This is a genomic window from Stieleria bergensis (assembly GCA_007745635.1).
GTDB lineage: Bacteria > Planctomycetota > Planctomycetia > Pirellulales > Pirellulaceae > Stieleria > Stieleria bergensis.
The window spans coordinates 4,392,612-4,408,425 of record CP036272.1 but is presented as its reverse complement, the minus strand read 5'-3'; the positions used below and the strand labels follow the sequence as shown (position 1 = coordinate 4,408,425).

Genomic DNA, 15,814 nt, shown 5'->3' with positions numbered 1-15,814 from the left:
TAGGAACCGATCATTCAGCGCGGCTGAGTGTTGGTCTCTTATAACCGTCACAATCGGGACCAGCAAAGCAGCTGGTATTGTCGCCACAACGAACCGACTTGCATGTCGGTGTCTACTCATGCGGCGTCGCCACTTTAACGCCTCGGCAAGATGGATGGCGATGTCCTCACTAGCCCGGAATGACTCACCGGAAAACGTCTCAAAGTCACCGCTTGCTTCCCGTCTTTCGCGGGACAACAAGTCTGGCGGTTTGGAACACAAACACACCAAGCATGGTGGTGAGGGCAAGCAGCCTGTCACCCAAGTGGACGAAGTCCGCGCTAAACTGGCGCATTGCCACAGTGTTGTTGCCATTGAATCCATGTCACAGAGCAAGCTGTCAACACTGTACCGTGACTGGGTGACGCAGCCCGGGGCAAGCATGCCAAGCAATTCGTGATGTCTGCGTAGTCACCGATGGTGATTTGACTACAATGTGCCCGACTCAGCGTGCTCGCGTCATTTTTCATTGCTAAACAACAGCTGCAATCAAAGAGCTAGGCGATGGTTTGCTGAATGGATTGGATTCCCATCACGCCTTTGAAATCATTGCCCCAATAAAGATGGACACAGCAAAGCGATACTTGGTCACCGGAGCCGCAGGTTTCATTGCGTCCCAGGTTTGCCAGCAGCTATTGGACCAAGGTCATCAAGTTGTCGGAATTGACAATTTGAATGATTATTATGATCCACGGTTGAAACGGCACCGCCTGGAGCAACTGGGGGGTAACTCATTTGAGTTCCAAGAGCTGGACATTGAAAACGCGGCCCAGTTGCGGACGCTGTTTGATCAGTCTTCCTTCGATGCCGTGCTCAATCTGGCCGCTCGGGCGGGAGTGCGTTACAGCATCGAGAATCCTGTGGTTTACGAAACCACCAATTCACTAGGCAATTTGAATCTGTTGCAGGAAATGCAGCGCACGGGTTGTTCTAAGCTAGTGCTCGCGTCGACGTCGTCATTGTACGCTGGTCAACCCATGCCGTTTCGCGAGGACCTGCCTGTCAACACGCCGATCTCGCCTTACGCGGCCAGTAAAAAGGGTGCGGAGGTGATGTCGTACAGCTTTCACAATATTCACAAGATTGATGTTTCCATCTGTCGGTACTTTACCGTCTATGGTCCAGCTGGTCGGCCGGACATGTCGGTGTTTCGGTTCATTCGCTGGATTGATGAAGGGACGCCGATTGAGCTGTATGGAGATGGGACGCAGTCTCGCGACTTCACTTACGTGGACGATATTGCCCGGGGAACCATTCTGGCGGTCAAACCGCTGGGCTACGAGATCATCAACCTTGGTGGTGGTGGAACCCCGGTCTCTCTGAACACGATGATTGAAATGCTGGAACAGCGTTTGAACAAGAAAGCAATCATCAACCGTCAACCGTTTCACAAAGCGGACTTGATGGAAACCAGCGCCGACATTACCAAAGCCCGTGACCTGCTCGGTTGGAATCCGGAAGTCGATTTGGCCGAGGGACTCGATCGCAGTGTGCAGTGGTATCTCGAGAATCAGCCTTGGTCAGAAAGCATCCCGCTGCCTTAAGCGTGACGGTCAACCTGGTGTGGCGTCACTTGACGGCGTGTCCCCGTTCTGCGGAGACGTATGGTGAATAAACAGAAAGCCACCCTTGTCATCCTGAATCGTTCTTATTGGCCCGACATGGAAGCAACGGGGCAGCTGCTGACGGATCTCTGTCGAGACCTGTCACGGCGCTTCGACGTGCACGTGATCTGCGGCCAGCCAAACCGCTATCATGCTGAGCAGCAGTTTGTCCAAAGCGGAATCGAGAAACATCTCGGCGTGACGATTCATCGCCTCTCACATACTCGTTTCAATAAGCGATTTCCGGCCGGAAGATTAGTGAACTTGCTCTCGTTCTCTTGGGCGGTGGAGCGTTATCTGAAACAGGCTCGATTGCAACCCGATGTCGTGGTGAGTCAGACCGACCCATTTTTTCTGCCCTTGGTCGGAAAACGTTATGCCCAGCGGGTTCAGGCAAAGCATTGTGTTTCCTTGCAAGATCTCTATCCCGATGTTGCTCAGGCGGTTGGCAAGTGTCGGATCCCTGGCGTTGCTGGTTTGCTGCGAAGCAAGCTAAGAGCCGTTTATGAAGCTGCGGATCGTCTGTTTGTGGTCGGCGGCTGTATGCGAGAGCGTTTGGCGGCCAAGCCGTGGGGAATCGCTCGCAGTCGCCTGCATGTGATTCCGAACTGGGCAGATTGCGCGGCCATTCGTCCGATCGATCATGCAGACAATCCGTTTCGCCAAAGCATCGCGGCCAATGATCAGTTTGTCGTCATGCACTCTGGGAATATGGGACTGACTCAGCAGCTCGATCGCCTGGTTCGCGCCGCTTGTGACATCAACTGGCCTGACGACGCAAAGCTAATACTGATCGGTAGCGGGGCGGCGAAATCAAAACTGCGAACACTGATCAACCAGTGTGGTGCTCCCTTGGGCCGCATTGAACTGATGGACTATCAGCCTCGCGAGATGTTGGCAGAGAGTCTGTCAGCAGCGGACCTGCATGTCGCGTCGATGCATCCAAACATTGCCGGTTGTTTGTCGCCAAGCAAGCTGTATGGAATCTTGGCCGCAGGTCGCCCGCTGTTAGCCATCGGACCGCGAGAGACTGAATTGCAACGCACCATTGGCGACAATGACCTCGGTTGGTGCTTGGATTCGGCAGACCCCATGCGGATCGCGAACACCGTTGCAGCAGCTGAGAGTGAATTTCGCAGCAATCCATTGCAGTATCAAGCTCGTTGTCAGCGGGCACGTCGACTAGCCATTCGTCGCTACGATCGAACCGTCATCACTGGACGGTTTGGCGATCATCTGGAACAATTAGCCGCTGAAGAGTGGCTGGAGACTGCTGAGTCTCTGGAGACCGGTCCGATCCCACGTCGGTCGCGTCGACCCGTGCGGGCGCAGTTCGAATCCGTGGTCTCGCCGGCGGCAGACAAATCGGGTCAGGGACACGCATCGGCGGCTGTGTCCACGCTTCGTGTTGACGATGCGCAGCCGGTTTCAGAGCCACCGCCGATTTCAGAATCACAGCCAACCAGCGAAGAGCGACCCGCGACGGCATGTTCCACGCCCCGTAGCTCTGTTCCCGGTTACACTGGCTTGCCGAACGCATCAATTGATCAAAACCCCACATCGTTAGACAACAGATAAGCATGCCCACGGCGTTAATCACCGGTATTACAGGACAGGACGGTTCTTATTTAGCAGAACTGTTATTGGCGAAGGGTTATGTGGTGCATGGGATTGTGCGCCGCAGCAGCATCACCGCCAGAGGGCGATTGGATCAGCTGTTTCATCGGAAAGACATCTACGAGAAGCGGTTTTTTCTGCACTATGCGGACTTGGGTGACATGACCACGATTCGGCGGATCATGCTCAAAACCGCGCCCGACGAGCTTTATCATTTGGCTGGGCAAAGCCATGTCGGAGCCAGTTTTGAGATCCCTGAAACGACCTGTGAGTTTACAGCGATGGGAACGTTGCGGATCTTGGAGATTTTGCGAGATCTGCCGCAGCGGCCCAAGGTTTTGCATATCAGTAGCAGTGAGATTTTTGGACGCCCCAAGGACGCACCGCAGAACGAACAGACGCCTTACAAACCCGTTACGCCGTACGGTGTGGCCAAATGCTTTGCGACTCAGATGATTGCGTTGTATCGCGATTCGTTTGATTTCTTTGCCTGCAACGCCATTTGTTACAACCATGAATCACCTCGCCGTGGTGAATCATTTGTTACCCGCAAGATCACGCGTGCTGCGGCTGCGATCGCGTTGGGGCATCAGGACAAGTTGTCGTTGGGATCGCTTGATGGTCGGCGGGACTGGGGTTATGCGCCAGAATACGTCGAGGCGATGTGGCGCATGTTACAGCAACCACAACCCGATGATTATGTGATTGCAACGGGGACGGATTACAGCGTTGAAGATTTCCTTTCGGCGGCGTTTCAGGCTGTCGATCTTGATTGGCGACAATATGTGGTCCAGGACCCGCGTTACATGCGACCAAGCGAAGGGTTTCGGTTGGTTGGCGACGCGAGCAAAGCGGCGCAAACATTGGATTGGACGGCGACGACCAAGACGCCGGACATTGCTGCCACGATGGTCTGTCATGATCTTGAGGCCTTGCAGGCCAACGCGGCGGGTTCCGCCGTCGAGTAGTTTGGGCTAGCCGTTGGATGGACAGCGGCCAAGTAAACCAAATGCACCTTTAATGATTCGAATGTTAAACCTGTTGACGGCGCAACGATGCGTGCGCGCAAACCTGGCGTTCGAACTGACGTGATGCAACACCATTCAAATGTCATTGACGACTAAGCAAGACGTCGATCCAGTCGCTGGATTGGACCGTCCTTCACGGTCAGTGGAACTGCCATCACCGCCTAGGGGGGATGTCTATCAGCAGTGGTCGAATGATCAGGAAGTTGGTTGGCAGCGGTGGTCGGAACGACTGTCATGGGGGGCCACGGCGCTGATCGGCTTGCTGCCTGCCCTGGTTGCGTTGGACTTTGGTGGGGTCCTGGCTTGGACTCAACATGTTACAGCCCTGGTGGTCAGCCTTTGTTGCGCTATCGCTTTGTTGGCCATCTGGTTGGGGAACAGCAAAACATGGGCGGCGAAGTTGCCGCGACGATCGTATGCCGTTTGCGGTTTGATCAGTAGCTTTGCATTATTGGGCTTCGTGCAAACGATTCCACTGGATGCCGATTGGGTGCATGTCTTGAGTCCCGCCGGCCATGCGGTTCAGATGAACTGGGCGGCCGAGGCGATGGCAGCTGGCAGCGAGCACTTACAGCAGCCGGAACCGGTCATTGAAGCGATGGGCGATTCCTCGCGAATCACAGCATCGATCGCGCCCGTTGCCGGGCAGCACGTCACTGCGTGCTTGATGGTTTTAGCACTGTTGGCATTGACCGTACCGTTACTGCTGGCCAAACGCGAGCGATTTGTATTCGCCTGGTTGGGGTTGGCATTGGGTGGTGCGACCATCGCGTGCATCGGTTTGCTGCGAATGCTTGTTCCTGAGATGGGCTTTTTTAGCTTTTTGCAAGGCGGCGAGGGCGCGCCCTTTGGGACCTTTCTCAATCGCAATAACGCAGCGTTAGGCATGCTGTTGGGGCTGGCTTGTTCGGCCGGGATTCTGCGCTGGCAAACGCTCAAGATCCGAGCCGAGTGGGCATCGGAAGAAGTCGATCTACCGAGAACGTTTGAAGTCAGTGATCTGAGCTACTTGTTAAATCCAGTGACACTGATTGCGGTCGGTGGTTGCCTGGCCAGTTTACTAGGGCTGCTGTTTTGTGGGTCACGGGCCGGGATTCTCTGCGGTGTGATCTCAGTCGTGGTGTTTACATTGTTATGCAAAGGCACCTTCCTGCGGCGATACTGGAAAACCGTTGCCGTTTCGATCTTTGTGACCTCGTTTGTGTTGATCACTCAGCCGCGTGTCAATCAAGCCGAGACGCCAACGGAAAGTATTTGGCAGCAGCGTTGGGAATCATTGACCAACGATGACCGTTACTTGCACTGGCCGGACGGCTTTCGAGCGGCAATGCACTACTTTCCCTTTGGCAGTGGGCTGGGGAGTTATGGTTACGCGTATCTTCCGTTTCAGCGTTCAAGTCCCTGGCGCTGGTGTGTGCATGCGGATAATCTTTGGTTGGAGGTGCTCTGCGAGGCCGGTTTGGTCGGCGCTTTAGGGATTGCTTGCCTGTTTGGACTGTTGCTGTTTTCTGCGATCCGGCTCTCTCGATCAAGCTATCTGTTCGACCAGGGCATGTCGGTCACGGCGGTGATTTTGATTCCCATCATGGCCATCAGCCAGGCGTTGGATTTCGGGTTGTTGGTTCCCTCCAATGCGTTGGCGTTCACGATCATTTTGTCCGCTTTGGTTGGTCGAGCATTTTTGGCGGGTTTGATTGAAACGATGGATCGAAACACCGAACAGCGTGGACGCGCGTTTGGTGCATCACAAGCAACCATCGACCGAGCCAAAGGCGGCTGGGATTGGGGCCAGCGAACATCGTCCCGTGTCAAAACGGTCCCGCTGGGAATCGCCTGCGCGGCGTTGCTGTTGACCTTGCCAGCACTGTTGCAGCTCGGCCGAGACAGTCGCGCGATGACCGAGACTCGTTTATTGCGGCAGCAGCTGGCCGCGGGCGATTATTCCTTGGATTGGTTGGTCGAACGCGAACGCGGCCTCTCTGAGTTGGCCGCAAATCACCCCCACCCCGAATTATTGACCGAACTGGTTGCGTTACAGTTTCAGTTAGGGCGTTTCCAGGAATTAGAGTCCATGGATTTCGCTCAGCGTCCCGATGTGCAACGCAGACAATTGTTGTTTGCCACTCGTCCGGTGAATCGCCGGTTATGCTGGCGAATCTCGCAGGAACACCTTCGTGAGACGGTCAGTGACGCGAACCGTTCGCTGGTCATGTTGCGTGCTCCTGATCCCTATTCGCAAGCTGCCGAATCGTATCGCAGGGCACTGCGTAGCAATCAGCAATTGTTGCGTTATCGACCGCTTTCGGTAGATGCTCGCCGCTGGATGGTCGCGTTGGAGTTTGCTCATCAGTCGCCTGGCCACACGACCTTGGCGTTATGGCAATCCGCACGGCTGCATTGCAATAGTCCAGAGACACTGTTTCACATTGGTTTAACAGCAGCAAGGCACAGCGATAGCCTGGTCGCCACGTCATGCTGGTCGCGCGTTTCGATGTTGAAACCATCGATGATCCGCCGCGTGGAAGAAGAAGCGAAGCGACATCGAATTTCCTTGACCGACACCGATAGTCAACCTTTGAAACAAGCCAAACGACCGGCGTCCAGTCCCACCGCGGCGGCCAATGGATTGCTTTGATTTTGTTGACTTGCCCCTGCCCCGTGATCCGCTGTGAACATTTTGTCCGTCGTCGGCGCTCGGCCGAACTTCATGAAGATTGCTCCGATCATTCGAGCTCTGGCAGCCGCCGATCCGGATGGCCAACAATTGTTGGTGCACACAGGGCAGCATTTTGATCAGCGCATGTCCGATGTGTTCTTCCGCGACCTTGGCTTGCCGAAACCGGACGAGTATCTCGGAATCTCCGGTGGCTCGCACGCGGAACAGACGGCGCGCATCATGTTAGCCTTTGAGCCCGTTCTGCTAAAGCATCAGCCGGATTGGTTGGTCGTGGTGGGCGATGTGAATTCCACCGTCGCCTGTTCTCTGGTTGCGGCCAAACTGGGAGTGCCGATTGCGCATGTCGAGGCTGGACTGCGGTCACGAGACAACACGATGCCAGAAGAGATCAATCGAAAAGTGACCGATGCCATCGCTGATCGGTTGTTGACGCCGTCGCCGGATGCAGACCAAAACCTGTTTGATGAAGGTGTTCCCAAGGATCGCGTTTTCTGCGTGGGGAACGTGATGATCGATTCACTCGTTCACGCTCTGCCACAGATTGAACGCGCTGACATTCATCAGCAACTCGGGTTGCAGCCTGGTCAGTATGTGCTGGCGACGTTACATCGTCCGAGTAATGTTGATGACCCAGAGATGCTTGGGCAATTGGTTGAGGCGTTAGGGCAGATTTCACAAGACCAACGGGTTGTGTTTCCCGTGCATCCCCGCACCCGACAGCGTCTGGAAAGCAAAGGGTTTGCGATCCCTGCCGAGGTCCGATTGATTGATCCTCAGGGATACTTTGACTTTATGTCGCTGATGCAGCATGCTGGGGCAGTGATCACTGATTCTGGCGGCGTCCAGGAAGAGACAACGTACCTGGGAGTTCCCTGTTTGACGGTTCGTCCCAACACGGAACGCCCGATTACGATTTCACAGGGCACCAATCGCTTGGTGCAACCTGGCCGCGACAACTTGCTGGCGGCGTGGAGTGAACTGCAAAACACACCACCACAGAAACAGTGTCCAAGTTTATGGGACGGGAAGGCAGCCGAGCGAATTGCGGCTTGTCTGTTAGGGCAATCGGTTGCTGCAGCTTGAAGACGCTGCGGTTGCCGATTGAATTGAGAAACCTTTGAGCGATTCAGTTCAACAACAACGTCGAGTGACCATTCGTCCATCAAGTTTCGGTAGTTTGCCGAACCTGATGGAAGTCTGGTATTACCGCGATCTGCTGGTTCAGTTGGCTCGCCGAGACATTCAATCTCGGTTTCGGCAGTCGATCTTTGGTGTCGGCTGGGCGGTGATCACGCCACTGCTGACGACATTGATCTACACCGTCATCTTTAGTGTCTTCATTCGTGTCGATACCAGTCCGGTGCCCTATCCGGTGTTCGTCTTCACGGCCCTGATCCCCTGGCTGTATTTTTCGGCGTCGTTGACCAAGGTCAGTGCGAGCGTCGTTGCCGGCGGTCCATTGCTTTCCAAGGTGTTCTTTCCCCGTCTGGTGTTACCCTTGTCAGCACTGGTGGTTGCCGGCGTTGAATTGATGATTCATATGGTGGTACTGTTGGGGGTGATGGCGATCTACGGTTACTGGCCCGGCGGAGCGATCCTGGCGTTGCCGTTTTTTGTTGCCTACACGCTGCTGACAACGTTTGCAGTGGGGATTTGGTTAGCCGCACTGAACGTTCGTTTTCGCGATGTTGGCATGCTGGTGCCCTTTCTGTTGCAAACCTGGATGTACCTCTGTCCGATCATCTATTCAGTGGAAATGGTGCCGGAGCGATTTCGTGCGCTCTATTGTCTGAACCCGATGGTGGGCGCGATCAGTGGATTTCGCTGGTGTCTGGCTGGGGCTGCCGAGCCCAATTGGATGATGATGGGGATCTCCTGTCTGGGGATGCTGGTCGTCTTGATGGGTGGCTTGATTTACTTTCGACACGCTCAAGACCAATTTGCTGACATCATCTAAACGGTGACAACCAGCGTTCAGATCGACGGGCTCTCCAAGTGCTATCAGCTTGGCGTGACCCATGCGAACACCCTGCGTGAAGTCGGGCGGCAGGCCTATCGCTCGCTCGCGTCGATGGCGTTGGGGCGGGGCCGAATTGCCCCCCTGGCCGCAGAGAGTCAGCGCACGTTGTGGGCGTTAAAGGACCTTACATTGCAGGTCAAGCAGGGCGAGACGCTGGCGGTGATCGGTCCCAATGGCGGTGGGAAAAGCACGCTCTTAAAGATTCTTAGTCGAATCACGTTGCCCAGCAAGGGAACCGTCGAAGTACACGGACGGATCGCTAGCTTGCTGGAGGTCGGCACTGGATTTCACCCTGAATTGACGGGCCGCGAGAACGTTTACCTTAACGGGACGATTCTGGGCATGACTCGCTCCGAAGTGAATCGGCAATTTGATGCGATCGTTGATTTTTCGGGTGTGGAACAGTTCTTGGATACGCCGGTCAAACGGTACAGCAGCGGCATGCGAGTTCGATTAGGTTTTGCGGTCGCGGCCCACTTGGAACCGGACATCCTGATTGTGGATGAAGTTCTGGCGGTCGGCGATCAACAGTTTCAACAGAAGTGTCTGGGCAAAATGCACCAGGAGGCCAAGAGTGGTCGCACCGTTCTGTTTGTCAGTCATAACATGTCATCTGTGTCCCATTTGTGTGAACAGGGCATGGTGTTGAATAAGGGGCGGACCACGGGCGTTGTACCGGTGGCGGAAGCCATCGAGCAGTATGCTGCTTCCTTTCCCTCGGGCCATCGCGATGGCCTGTATGTGGCGGACCCGGCACATGAGCCCGCGCTGTTCTCGCGTCTTGTGATTGAACAGCAAGGCGAGTCACGTTCCACTGTGCTTGATGACCAGCCCTTTGAGATCGAGATTGCGGTTCGTTCTACAGACGCAAATCCCACTGACAGACTCTTCGTCACGGTGTGCAATCAGTTCCGGCAGCATGTGTTTTCGGCATCTTGTTTGGTGGATCAGATGGAACGCCGAGGTGATCAACACGTCATTCGTATGCAGGTCAACGAACGGTTCCTGATCGCTGGTTCCTATTCGCTGGATGCGTCTTTGTTGACAGTTGGCAACGATGTGCGAGAACACCTCGCTGGTATCTGCGGCTTTCGAGTTGCCAATGTGGCGGCGTCAGAGCTGAATCGTTTCCATCTGCAAAATGATTTAGTCCTGGGGCAGTATCAATGGCTCTGATTGTGATCGCTTTGATCGGGGCGGCAGCCAAGTTGATGTATTCGTTCTTGTTCAAGCGGTAGTCGAAACCACTGGGGAATCCAATGTTGCATTGTGTGATCACCACCATCCAGGAGCCGACCGGCTGCGTCCTGAAACTCGCCTCCTCTGCGTCCCGATTCGGGATGCGCCTGGTCATTGCGGGCGATGTGAAAGGACCCAGCGGTTACGACCTAAGCTCCGTCAGCGGTTTTGACGATCGGTCGCTGGAGTTTCTCTCGATTGCTAGCCAACAGGAAAGTGGCTTTCGATTGGCTGAGAGCCTGCCCACCGGTCATTATTGCCGAAAGAACATCGGCTACCTGCGGGCAATCGAAAATAACGCTAGTTGTATTTACGAAACCGATGACGACAACCGTCCCTTGCCGCATTGGCGACCGCGTAATTTTGTGGTCGCTGGGCCGCGTTTGGTCCGCAGTCGCCCAGCCAATGGCATTCACTGGGTCAATACCTATCAACACTTCACGCAGGCGAACATCTGGCCACGGGGTTTGCCGCTGCCCTTGATCCATGATCCAGAATCCGATTCGAGTGACGCGTCCAGTGCCGTTCTGGCGGACGACCATGACTATGTGTTTTGCTGCCCCGTGCAGCAATCGCTTGTCAACGGATCGCCGGACGTTGATGCGATTTGGCGGTTGGTATTCGGCGATGAATTTCAATTTGAATCCAATCCCAGCGTGTTGCTACGGCCCGGACAGTGGAGTCCGTTTAACACCCAGAGCACCTGGTGGTGGCCGGAAGCCTATCCGCTGCTGTACGTGCCTGTGCATTGCCCGTTTCGAATGTGTGACATCTGGCGCAGTTTCGTGGCCCAACGCTGTTTATGGGCCATGGGCTACGGGGTGTTGTTCCATGCTCCGGAGGTTGTGCAGGAACGCAATGACCATCGCCTGATGGATGATTTTGAAGATGAGATCTCTGGGTACTTGCAGAATGAGTCGATTGTCAAGTTGCTAGACGGATTGGAGCTTCATGTCGGCAACGATGCAGTGACCGAGAACTTAAGGCGTTGTTACGAAGCCTTGGTCAAAGCTGAGATCTTCCCGAGCGCTGAACTGACGCACTTGGACGCATGGATTGACGACATCACGGCGCTACAGGGGACGCAGTCGCCCGTTGCGAAGAACCGCGGCCAGCAAAGCGAGACTCAAGCAACAACGATTCGTGTCGATTCGCCCGGTACGACTGCACCCGCCATTGGCACCGAAAATCCGGTTGCCTCTCCACCGGTGACGCCGTTCTAACTTGAGGCTTTCGAGAATTGTTCCTTCATGAAACGAGGTGGGCTGAGACACATGCAGACGGCACAGACACAGCAGACGGCACAGACACAGCAGACAAAGCATGCAGCGGCGACGATGCATCGAGCGCAAACGGTCGAACGGGATTCTAACGTTCCCGAGAATCGACTGCCTGCGATCAGCATCGTTGTTCCCAGCTTTAACCAAGGACAGTTCATTGAACGCTGTTTGCAATCGATCCTAGAACAGGGGTACCCCAAGCTTGAGGTCCATGTTGTCGATGGTGGTTCAACAGACGAAACGGTGGATGTCCTGCACTCGTTTGATGATGAACGCCAGATCAAGTGGACCTCCAAACCAGACAAGGGCGTCGTTGACGCGGTCAATCAAGGATTCCAACGCTGCACTGGCGATGTGGTGGGGATCCAAAGTAGCGATGACCTGTACCTGACCGGAGTGTTTGACCAGGTTGCCAATCACTTTGCCGAACATCAGCAGTGTGATCTGTTGTACGGTGATTGCATCAAGGTGGACGCTGACGGAAACGAGTTGCTCCGGCAACCGACGAGCGATTATTCGTTGGAGAATCTGTTAACGTTTCGGACCTGGATTCCACAGCCGAGCGCCTTTTTCAGGCGAGCCATGCTTAGTCGCTGCGGTGCATGGGATGAATCCGTTCCCTATGCCGCCGACACGGATCTTTGGTACCGGATTGCGTTGTGTGGGACGGTCCAGAAACTTCCGGAGTTCCTGTCGCAGCGCCGAGTGCATGATCAACAGCGCGATCTCTGTGGCGAAAAGATCATTCGCGATTATGGGAAAACGATCCGTCGATTGGTGCAGCGCGACGATGTGACCAGCCAGATCAAACGCTGTGCGATTGCGGGCGATCACTTGCTAAAGATCCGTTATCGCCCCGATCACTCGTTTCACAACGCTTGGCATACGTTCTGTGCCGGTTGGGCAGATCGCGAACTTCGTGATTGGAACAAGGTGTTTTGGCATCTTGCACTGCCGATTCGCAAGGCGTTGTCCCCGATCAAGTCAACTCTGTTGGGCAGAAAGTGAAATCTAACTTGCGTTCATTGGCTGGACTAATCGTCCGTGAGGCACCGCACTGGTTACCGCTGTTGATGCGTGCTGACGCTTGGTGGCAGGTACGGAATCATACGGATTCGGTGACTTGTCGCGTCAATCCATCTTCGATGCAGGTCGAAAGTGACCAAACGAGTTCGCTTCGTGTCGCGGATCGATTCCCGTGGGCAGGGCGATACCTGTTTCGAAAAGCACTCAAGCAGTGGTCTTTTCAGAGCAGTTCATGTGTCAGTTTTTCAGATACCCCCACAATCTCGTTTATCATTCCATTCCGTGGGCAAGATCGTTTGCCGCAACTGCTGGCCGTGATTCGGTCGATTGCTGCGTTGCCGGGGGACGTCGAATGCATTGTCGTCGAACAGGGACGCGAGACGGTCATTGAACAGTTGCCGGGCAACACGCGTTACCTGCGAGTCGGTGATGGGGGGAGTGCTCTGGACGCTCAACCGGACGATCAGTGGAATAAATGCTATGCAATCAACCAAGCCGCTCAGGTTGCTCTCGGCAAAATCCTGGTCCCGCACGACGCCGATGTGCTGGTTCCCAGTCGGTATGCTGAAGTGATCTGTGATCACCTGATCAGTCGCGGTCAGCAGGTGATCTATCCCCAGCGATTTTTGTTCTATCTGAATCAACTTGATACCGGGACGCTCTTGCAAGCAGATGCGTTTCAGGAACTGGCACAGTTTTATCCGCTGATGGTCAAACAGAACTGGACCGGCGGGACCCTGGCCATCACTCGCGATGCGTTCGATCAAATCGGTGGTTACGACGAGACGTTTCGGGGCTGGAATGGTGAGGACTACGAATTCTATGATCGCTGCCAATTGTTAGATGGTTGGTTTCACGGCTATGTGCCCTTTGTTCATCTTTGGCATCCGCCACAACCAGGCCGGTTGAACCCTGTGGCCAGGAAACAAGTCCGTGAATTCACCGACGACAAGCTGCGTTTATCTCGGCGCGAACGAGTCCGTGGTCTAGTCCGTCCCAGGAAACGCGGTCTTCAGTCTTTGCAAGGAGGCAAGCATTGAACATGCGTATTGGAATCGTTGGCTGCGGCGCCATCGCGGAATACCTACACGTTCCCGTGATCCAACGCTGCACGGAACTGCAACTAACCGCGTTTGTTGATACCAACGCTCAGCAACGTCAGCAATTGGCCAGTCGTTGTCCGGGCGCCGTGCAGGGGGAAACGATCGAACAGGTCGTAAAGCACATTGATGCGGTTGTGTTGGCAACACCACCGCATTGCCGAGTGTCACTGGTCAAGCAGGCAGCTGATCTTGGGATTCATGTGCTCAGTGAAAAGCCACTGGCTAACTCGGTTGAAGATTGTTTGGAGATCGAAGCCGTTCGTCAGCGAGCCGGCATCCAATTGGCCGTGATGCACCAATTTCGATGCTGGCCAAACCGAATTGCGTGTGGCGAAATCATTCAGTCTGATCCTGACGCTCTACTGGGTATCTCCGTCGCACAGGGCAACCCGTATTCGTGGCAATCGGCCACAGGTTACAGCGTTCAGAGACATTTGGTGTCGGGGGGCGTGTTAATCAATGCAGGAGTGCATCCCTTGGATTCGGTGATCTCTTGGTTGGGTGATCCGGTCTCGACGCAATACACAGACGATGCCTGTGGTGGTCTGGAGAGCAACCTGCGCATCGAGGCTCGTTTCGTGGGAAAGGTCCCCGTGACGGTCAGGCTCAGTCGAACCTGCCGGTTGGAGAACACGATCCGTCTTCGCTTGGCAGATCGAGAGCTGGTGATGAATAACTCCGATCCGTACAGCTACCGAGTCGAAGTACCGACCGCCGCTGGAGCACGTCGAGATTCCGTAGTCGCTTGTGGCTCCGACGAGCAAGAGTTTCTAGGACCTGCGGTGACTGTTTACAAGAATTTTGCGTCAGCGATTGTCAGCGGCGAACCCTTAATCGTGGATGCGAATGAGGCGACTCGCGTGATCCGCTGGATTGAATCCTGTTACGACCAAAAGCAACAGCGTGACTTGCCCGCTGCAGCCTTGACGCCGGGAGCATGCTGGTGAGTAACTCCTTTAGTGATTCATCGTTTATGAGTGGTTCCACCGTCAGTCATCCGCGTGTCACATCGGCAACTGTTCGGTCTGGACTCTCCCGGCCCCAATGGGTTCGTGGCTACCGGCCACTTGCTGATCCCGATTTGGCTGGTGTCAAAATCGGGGTCACAGGCGCCGGTGGTTTCATCGGTGGTCGGCTGGTCGAACGACTCACGCTAGAACATGATGCGCTCGTTCAAGCGACGGTGCGTTCCTGGCACAGTGCCGTTTGGATTAGCCGCTACAACGCTGCAATTCATTCGGCGAACGTACAGGATACGGCCAGTTTGACCACGGCGTTCGAGGGATGTGACGTTGTGGTTCACTGTGCCAACGGAGGCAATCGTCCCGAAGAGATTTGGGCGACCAATGTCGGAGGCACTGAAAATGTGATTCAAGCGTGTTTGGATACCAAGGTCCGACGTCTCGTTTTTGTCAGCAGCATTGCCGTGCACGGATGTCAGCCACCGAACGGCGTTGACGAGCTCTCTCCCTACGACTTCGAGGGCAGTGTCTACAGTCGATCTAAAATTGCTGCCGAGCGATTGGTCAAAGCGGTTCATCGCAGTGGTGACTTGGAAACGGTGATCATTCGCCCGACCTTCGTCTGGGGGCCCCGGTCGGCGTTGTTTAGCGTGCGGCCACTGCAAGCGATGCAGCAAGGCCGGTTTCGATTGGTCAACCAAGGCAGCGGCGATTGTCACGCTGTCTTTGTCGAAACGGTGGTTGATGCGTTGATCCGGGCATCAGCAGTTCAGGCGGCTGCCGGCCGAGCGTTCTTAGTTGCCGATGACTTTGGAATTCAGTGGCGTGACTTTTATGCTGCTTACGCACAGATGCTGAATCTTGATCCGGACCAGTTGCTATCGGTTGATGCAAAGCGTCTCACGACTCGCGGACAAGCGTTTCTGTATGGGCTATTGAAACGAAAGTTGGAAGATTGGAAAGGCAATCCGGCACCACTTTGGCGTAAGGTCCTGCGCCGCAGCAGTCGCATCGTGGCCGACAAGTTGGCGGCCGGTGGTGCGATGAATCTCTGGGATTTAAGGAAGCAGGCGCGGCAGGGTTCGCTGAACACTGACGCCATGCAGCGTGTCTTGAAGGTTCGCTCGAGATACTCCTTTAATGACGCCATGGAGCTCACCGAGCAATGGCTCCGTGACCAAGCGTGCTTGCCACTAGATGGCTCAAATCCCCGTTAACG

General features: G+C 55.0%; 13 protein-coding genes. All 13 read left to right on the top strand.

Features of this window, described 5'->3' with window-relative positions; translation table 11 throughout:
- Positions 1-160 precede the first annotated feature (160 nt).
- The 13 genes from SV7mr_RS15645 (at position 161) to SV7mr_RS15585 (ending at position 15,812) form a co-directional block, all read left to right on the top strand.
- Positions 161-439, top strand: coding sequence for a hypothetical protein (locus SV7mr_RS15645; protein ID WP_145274082.1), 279 nt, complete (start codon positions 161-163; stop codon positions 437-439).
- Between the two features lie 157 nt (positions 440-596).
- Positions 597-1,583, top strand: a complete 987-nt coding sequence (locus SV7mr_RS15640) for an NAD-dependent epimerase/dehydratase family protein (protein WP_473163694.1) — start codon at positions 597-599, stop codon at positions 1,581-1,583.
- 60 nt (positions 1,584-1,643) lie between these two features.
- Positions 1,644-3,221 (top strand): glycosyltransferase family 4 protein, encoded by a 1,578-nt coding sequence (locus SV7mr_RS15635; RefSeq protein WP_145274076.1) that lies wholly within the window; start codon positions 1,644-1,646, stop codon positions 3,219-3,221.
- A gap of 2 nt (positions 3,222-3,223) precedes the next feature.
- A complete protein-coding gene (locus tag SV7mr_RS15630; RefSeq protein ID WP_145274073.1) occupies positions 3,224-4,228 on the top strand; it encodes a GDP-mannose 4,6-dehydratase in 1,005 nt (334 codons plus the stop codon).
- A 139-nt stretch (positions 4,229-4,367) separates the two neighbouring features.
- The gene (locus SV7mr_RS15625; RefSeq protein WP_145274070.1) at positions 4,368-6,923 is read left to right on the top strand and encodes an O-antigen ligase family protein; all 2,556 of its coding nucleotides are present in this window, start codon (positions 4,368-4,370) and stop codon (positions 6,921-6,923) included.
- A 33-nt stretch (positions 6,924-6,956) separates the two neighbouring features.
- Positions 6,957-8,048, top strand: coding sequence for a non-hydrolyzing UDP-N-acetylglucosamine 2-epimerase (gene wecB / locus SV7mr_RS15620; RefSeq protein WP_419187455.1), 1,092 nt, complete (start codon positions 6,957-6,959; stop codon positions 8,046-8,048).
- Positions 8,049-8,082: 34 nt separating this feature from the next.
- On the top strand, positions 8,083-8,922 hold the full coding sequence (locus SV7mr_RS15615) for an ABC transporter permease (RefSeq protein WP_419187454.1): 840 nt from the start codon (positions 8,083-8,085) through the stop codon (positions 8,920-8,922).
- 3 nt (positions 8,923-8,925) lie between these two features.
- Positions 8,926-10,161, top strand: a complete 1,236-nt coding sequence (locus SV7mr_RS15610; protein ID WP_145274067.1) for an ABC transporter ATP-binding protein — start codon at positions 8,926-8,928, stop codon at positions 10,159-10,161.
- A gap of 83 nt (positions 10,162-10,244) precedes the next feature.
- Positions 10,245-11,447 carry an STELLO glycosyltransferase family protein gene (locus SV7mr_RS15605; protein WP_145274064.1) on the top strand — a complete coding sequence of 401 codons (1,203 nt, stop codon included), beginning with the start codon at positions 10,245-10,247 and terminating at the stop codon, positions 11,445-11,447.
- 27 nt (positions 11,448-11,474) lie between these two features.
- Complete coding sequence (locus tag SV7mr_RS15600; protein ID WP_145274061.1) at positions 11,475-12,512, top strand: glycosyltransferase family 2 protein; 1,038 nt, start codon at positions 11,475-11,477, stop codon at positions 12,510-12,512.
- A complete protein-coding gene (locus tag SV7mr_RS15595; RefSeq protein WP_419187453.1) occupies positions 12,509-13,570 on the top strand; it encodes a glycosyltransferase family 2 protein in 1,062 nt (353 codons plus the stop codon). The genes SV7mr_RS15600 and SV7mr_RS15595 overlap by 4 nt, the downstream gene beginning before the upstream one ends.
- 2 nt (positions 13,571-13,572) lie before the next feature.
- Complete coding sequence (locus tag SV7mr_RS15590; protein ID WP_145274055.1) at positions 13,573-14,580, top strand: Gfo/Idh/MocA family protein; 1,008 nt, start codon at positions 13,573-13,575, stop codon at positions 14,578-14,580.
- Between the two features lie 26 nt (positions 14,581-14,606).
- On the top strand, positions 14,607-15,812 hold the full coding sequence (locus tag SV7mr_RS15585; RefSeq protein WP_419187452.1) for an NAD-dependent epimerase/dehydratase family protein: 1,206 nt from the start codon (positions 14,607-14,609) through the stop codon (positions 15,810-15,812).
- The last annotated feature ends 2 nt before the right edge of the window (positions 15,813-15,814 follow it).

What these genes read in the sequence shown, in the direction of transcription:
- SV7mr_RS15645 (WP_145274082.1), top strand. Translation starts at nt 161, where the DNA reads ATGTCCTCACTAGCCCGGAATGACTCACCGGAAAACGTCTCAAAGTCA.
- SV7mr_RS15635 (WP_145274076.1), top strand. Translation starts at nt 1,644, where the DNA reads ATGGTGAATAAACAGAAAGCCACCCTTGTCATCCTGAATCGTTCTTAT.
- SV7mr_RS15630 (WP_145274073.1), top strand. Translation starts at nt 3,224, where the DNA reads ATGCCCACGGCGTTAATCACCGGTATTACAGGACAGGACGGTTCTTAT.
- SV7mr_RS15625 (WP_145274070.1), top strand. Translation starts at nt 4,368, where the DNA reads ATGTCATTGACGACTAAGCAAGACGTCGATCCAGTCGCTGGATTGGAC.
- SV7mr_RS15605 (WP_145274064.1), top strand. Translation starts at nt 10,245, where the DNA reads ATGTTGCATTGTGTGATCACCACCATCCAGGAGCCGACCGGCTGCGTC.
- SV7mr_RS15600 (WP_145274061.1), top strand. Translation starts at nt 11,475, where the DNA reads ATGAAACGAGGTGGGCTGAGACACATGCAGACGGCACAGACACAGCAG.
- SV7mr_RS15590 (WP_145274055.1), top strand. Translation starts at nt 13,573, where the DNA reads ATGCGTATTGGAATCGTTGGCTGCGGCGCCATCGCGGAATACCTACAC.
- SV7mr_RS15585 (WP_419187452.1), top strand. Translation starts at nt 14,607, where the DNA reads ATGAGTGGTTCCACCGTCAGTCATCCGCGTGTCACATCGGCAACTGTT.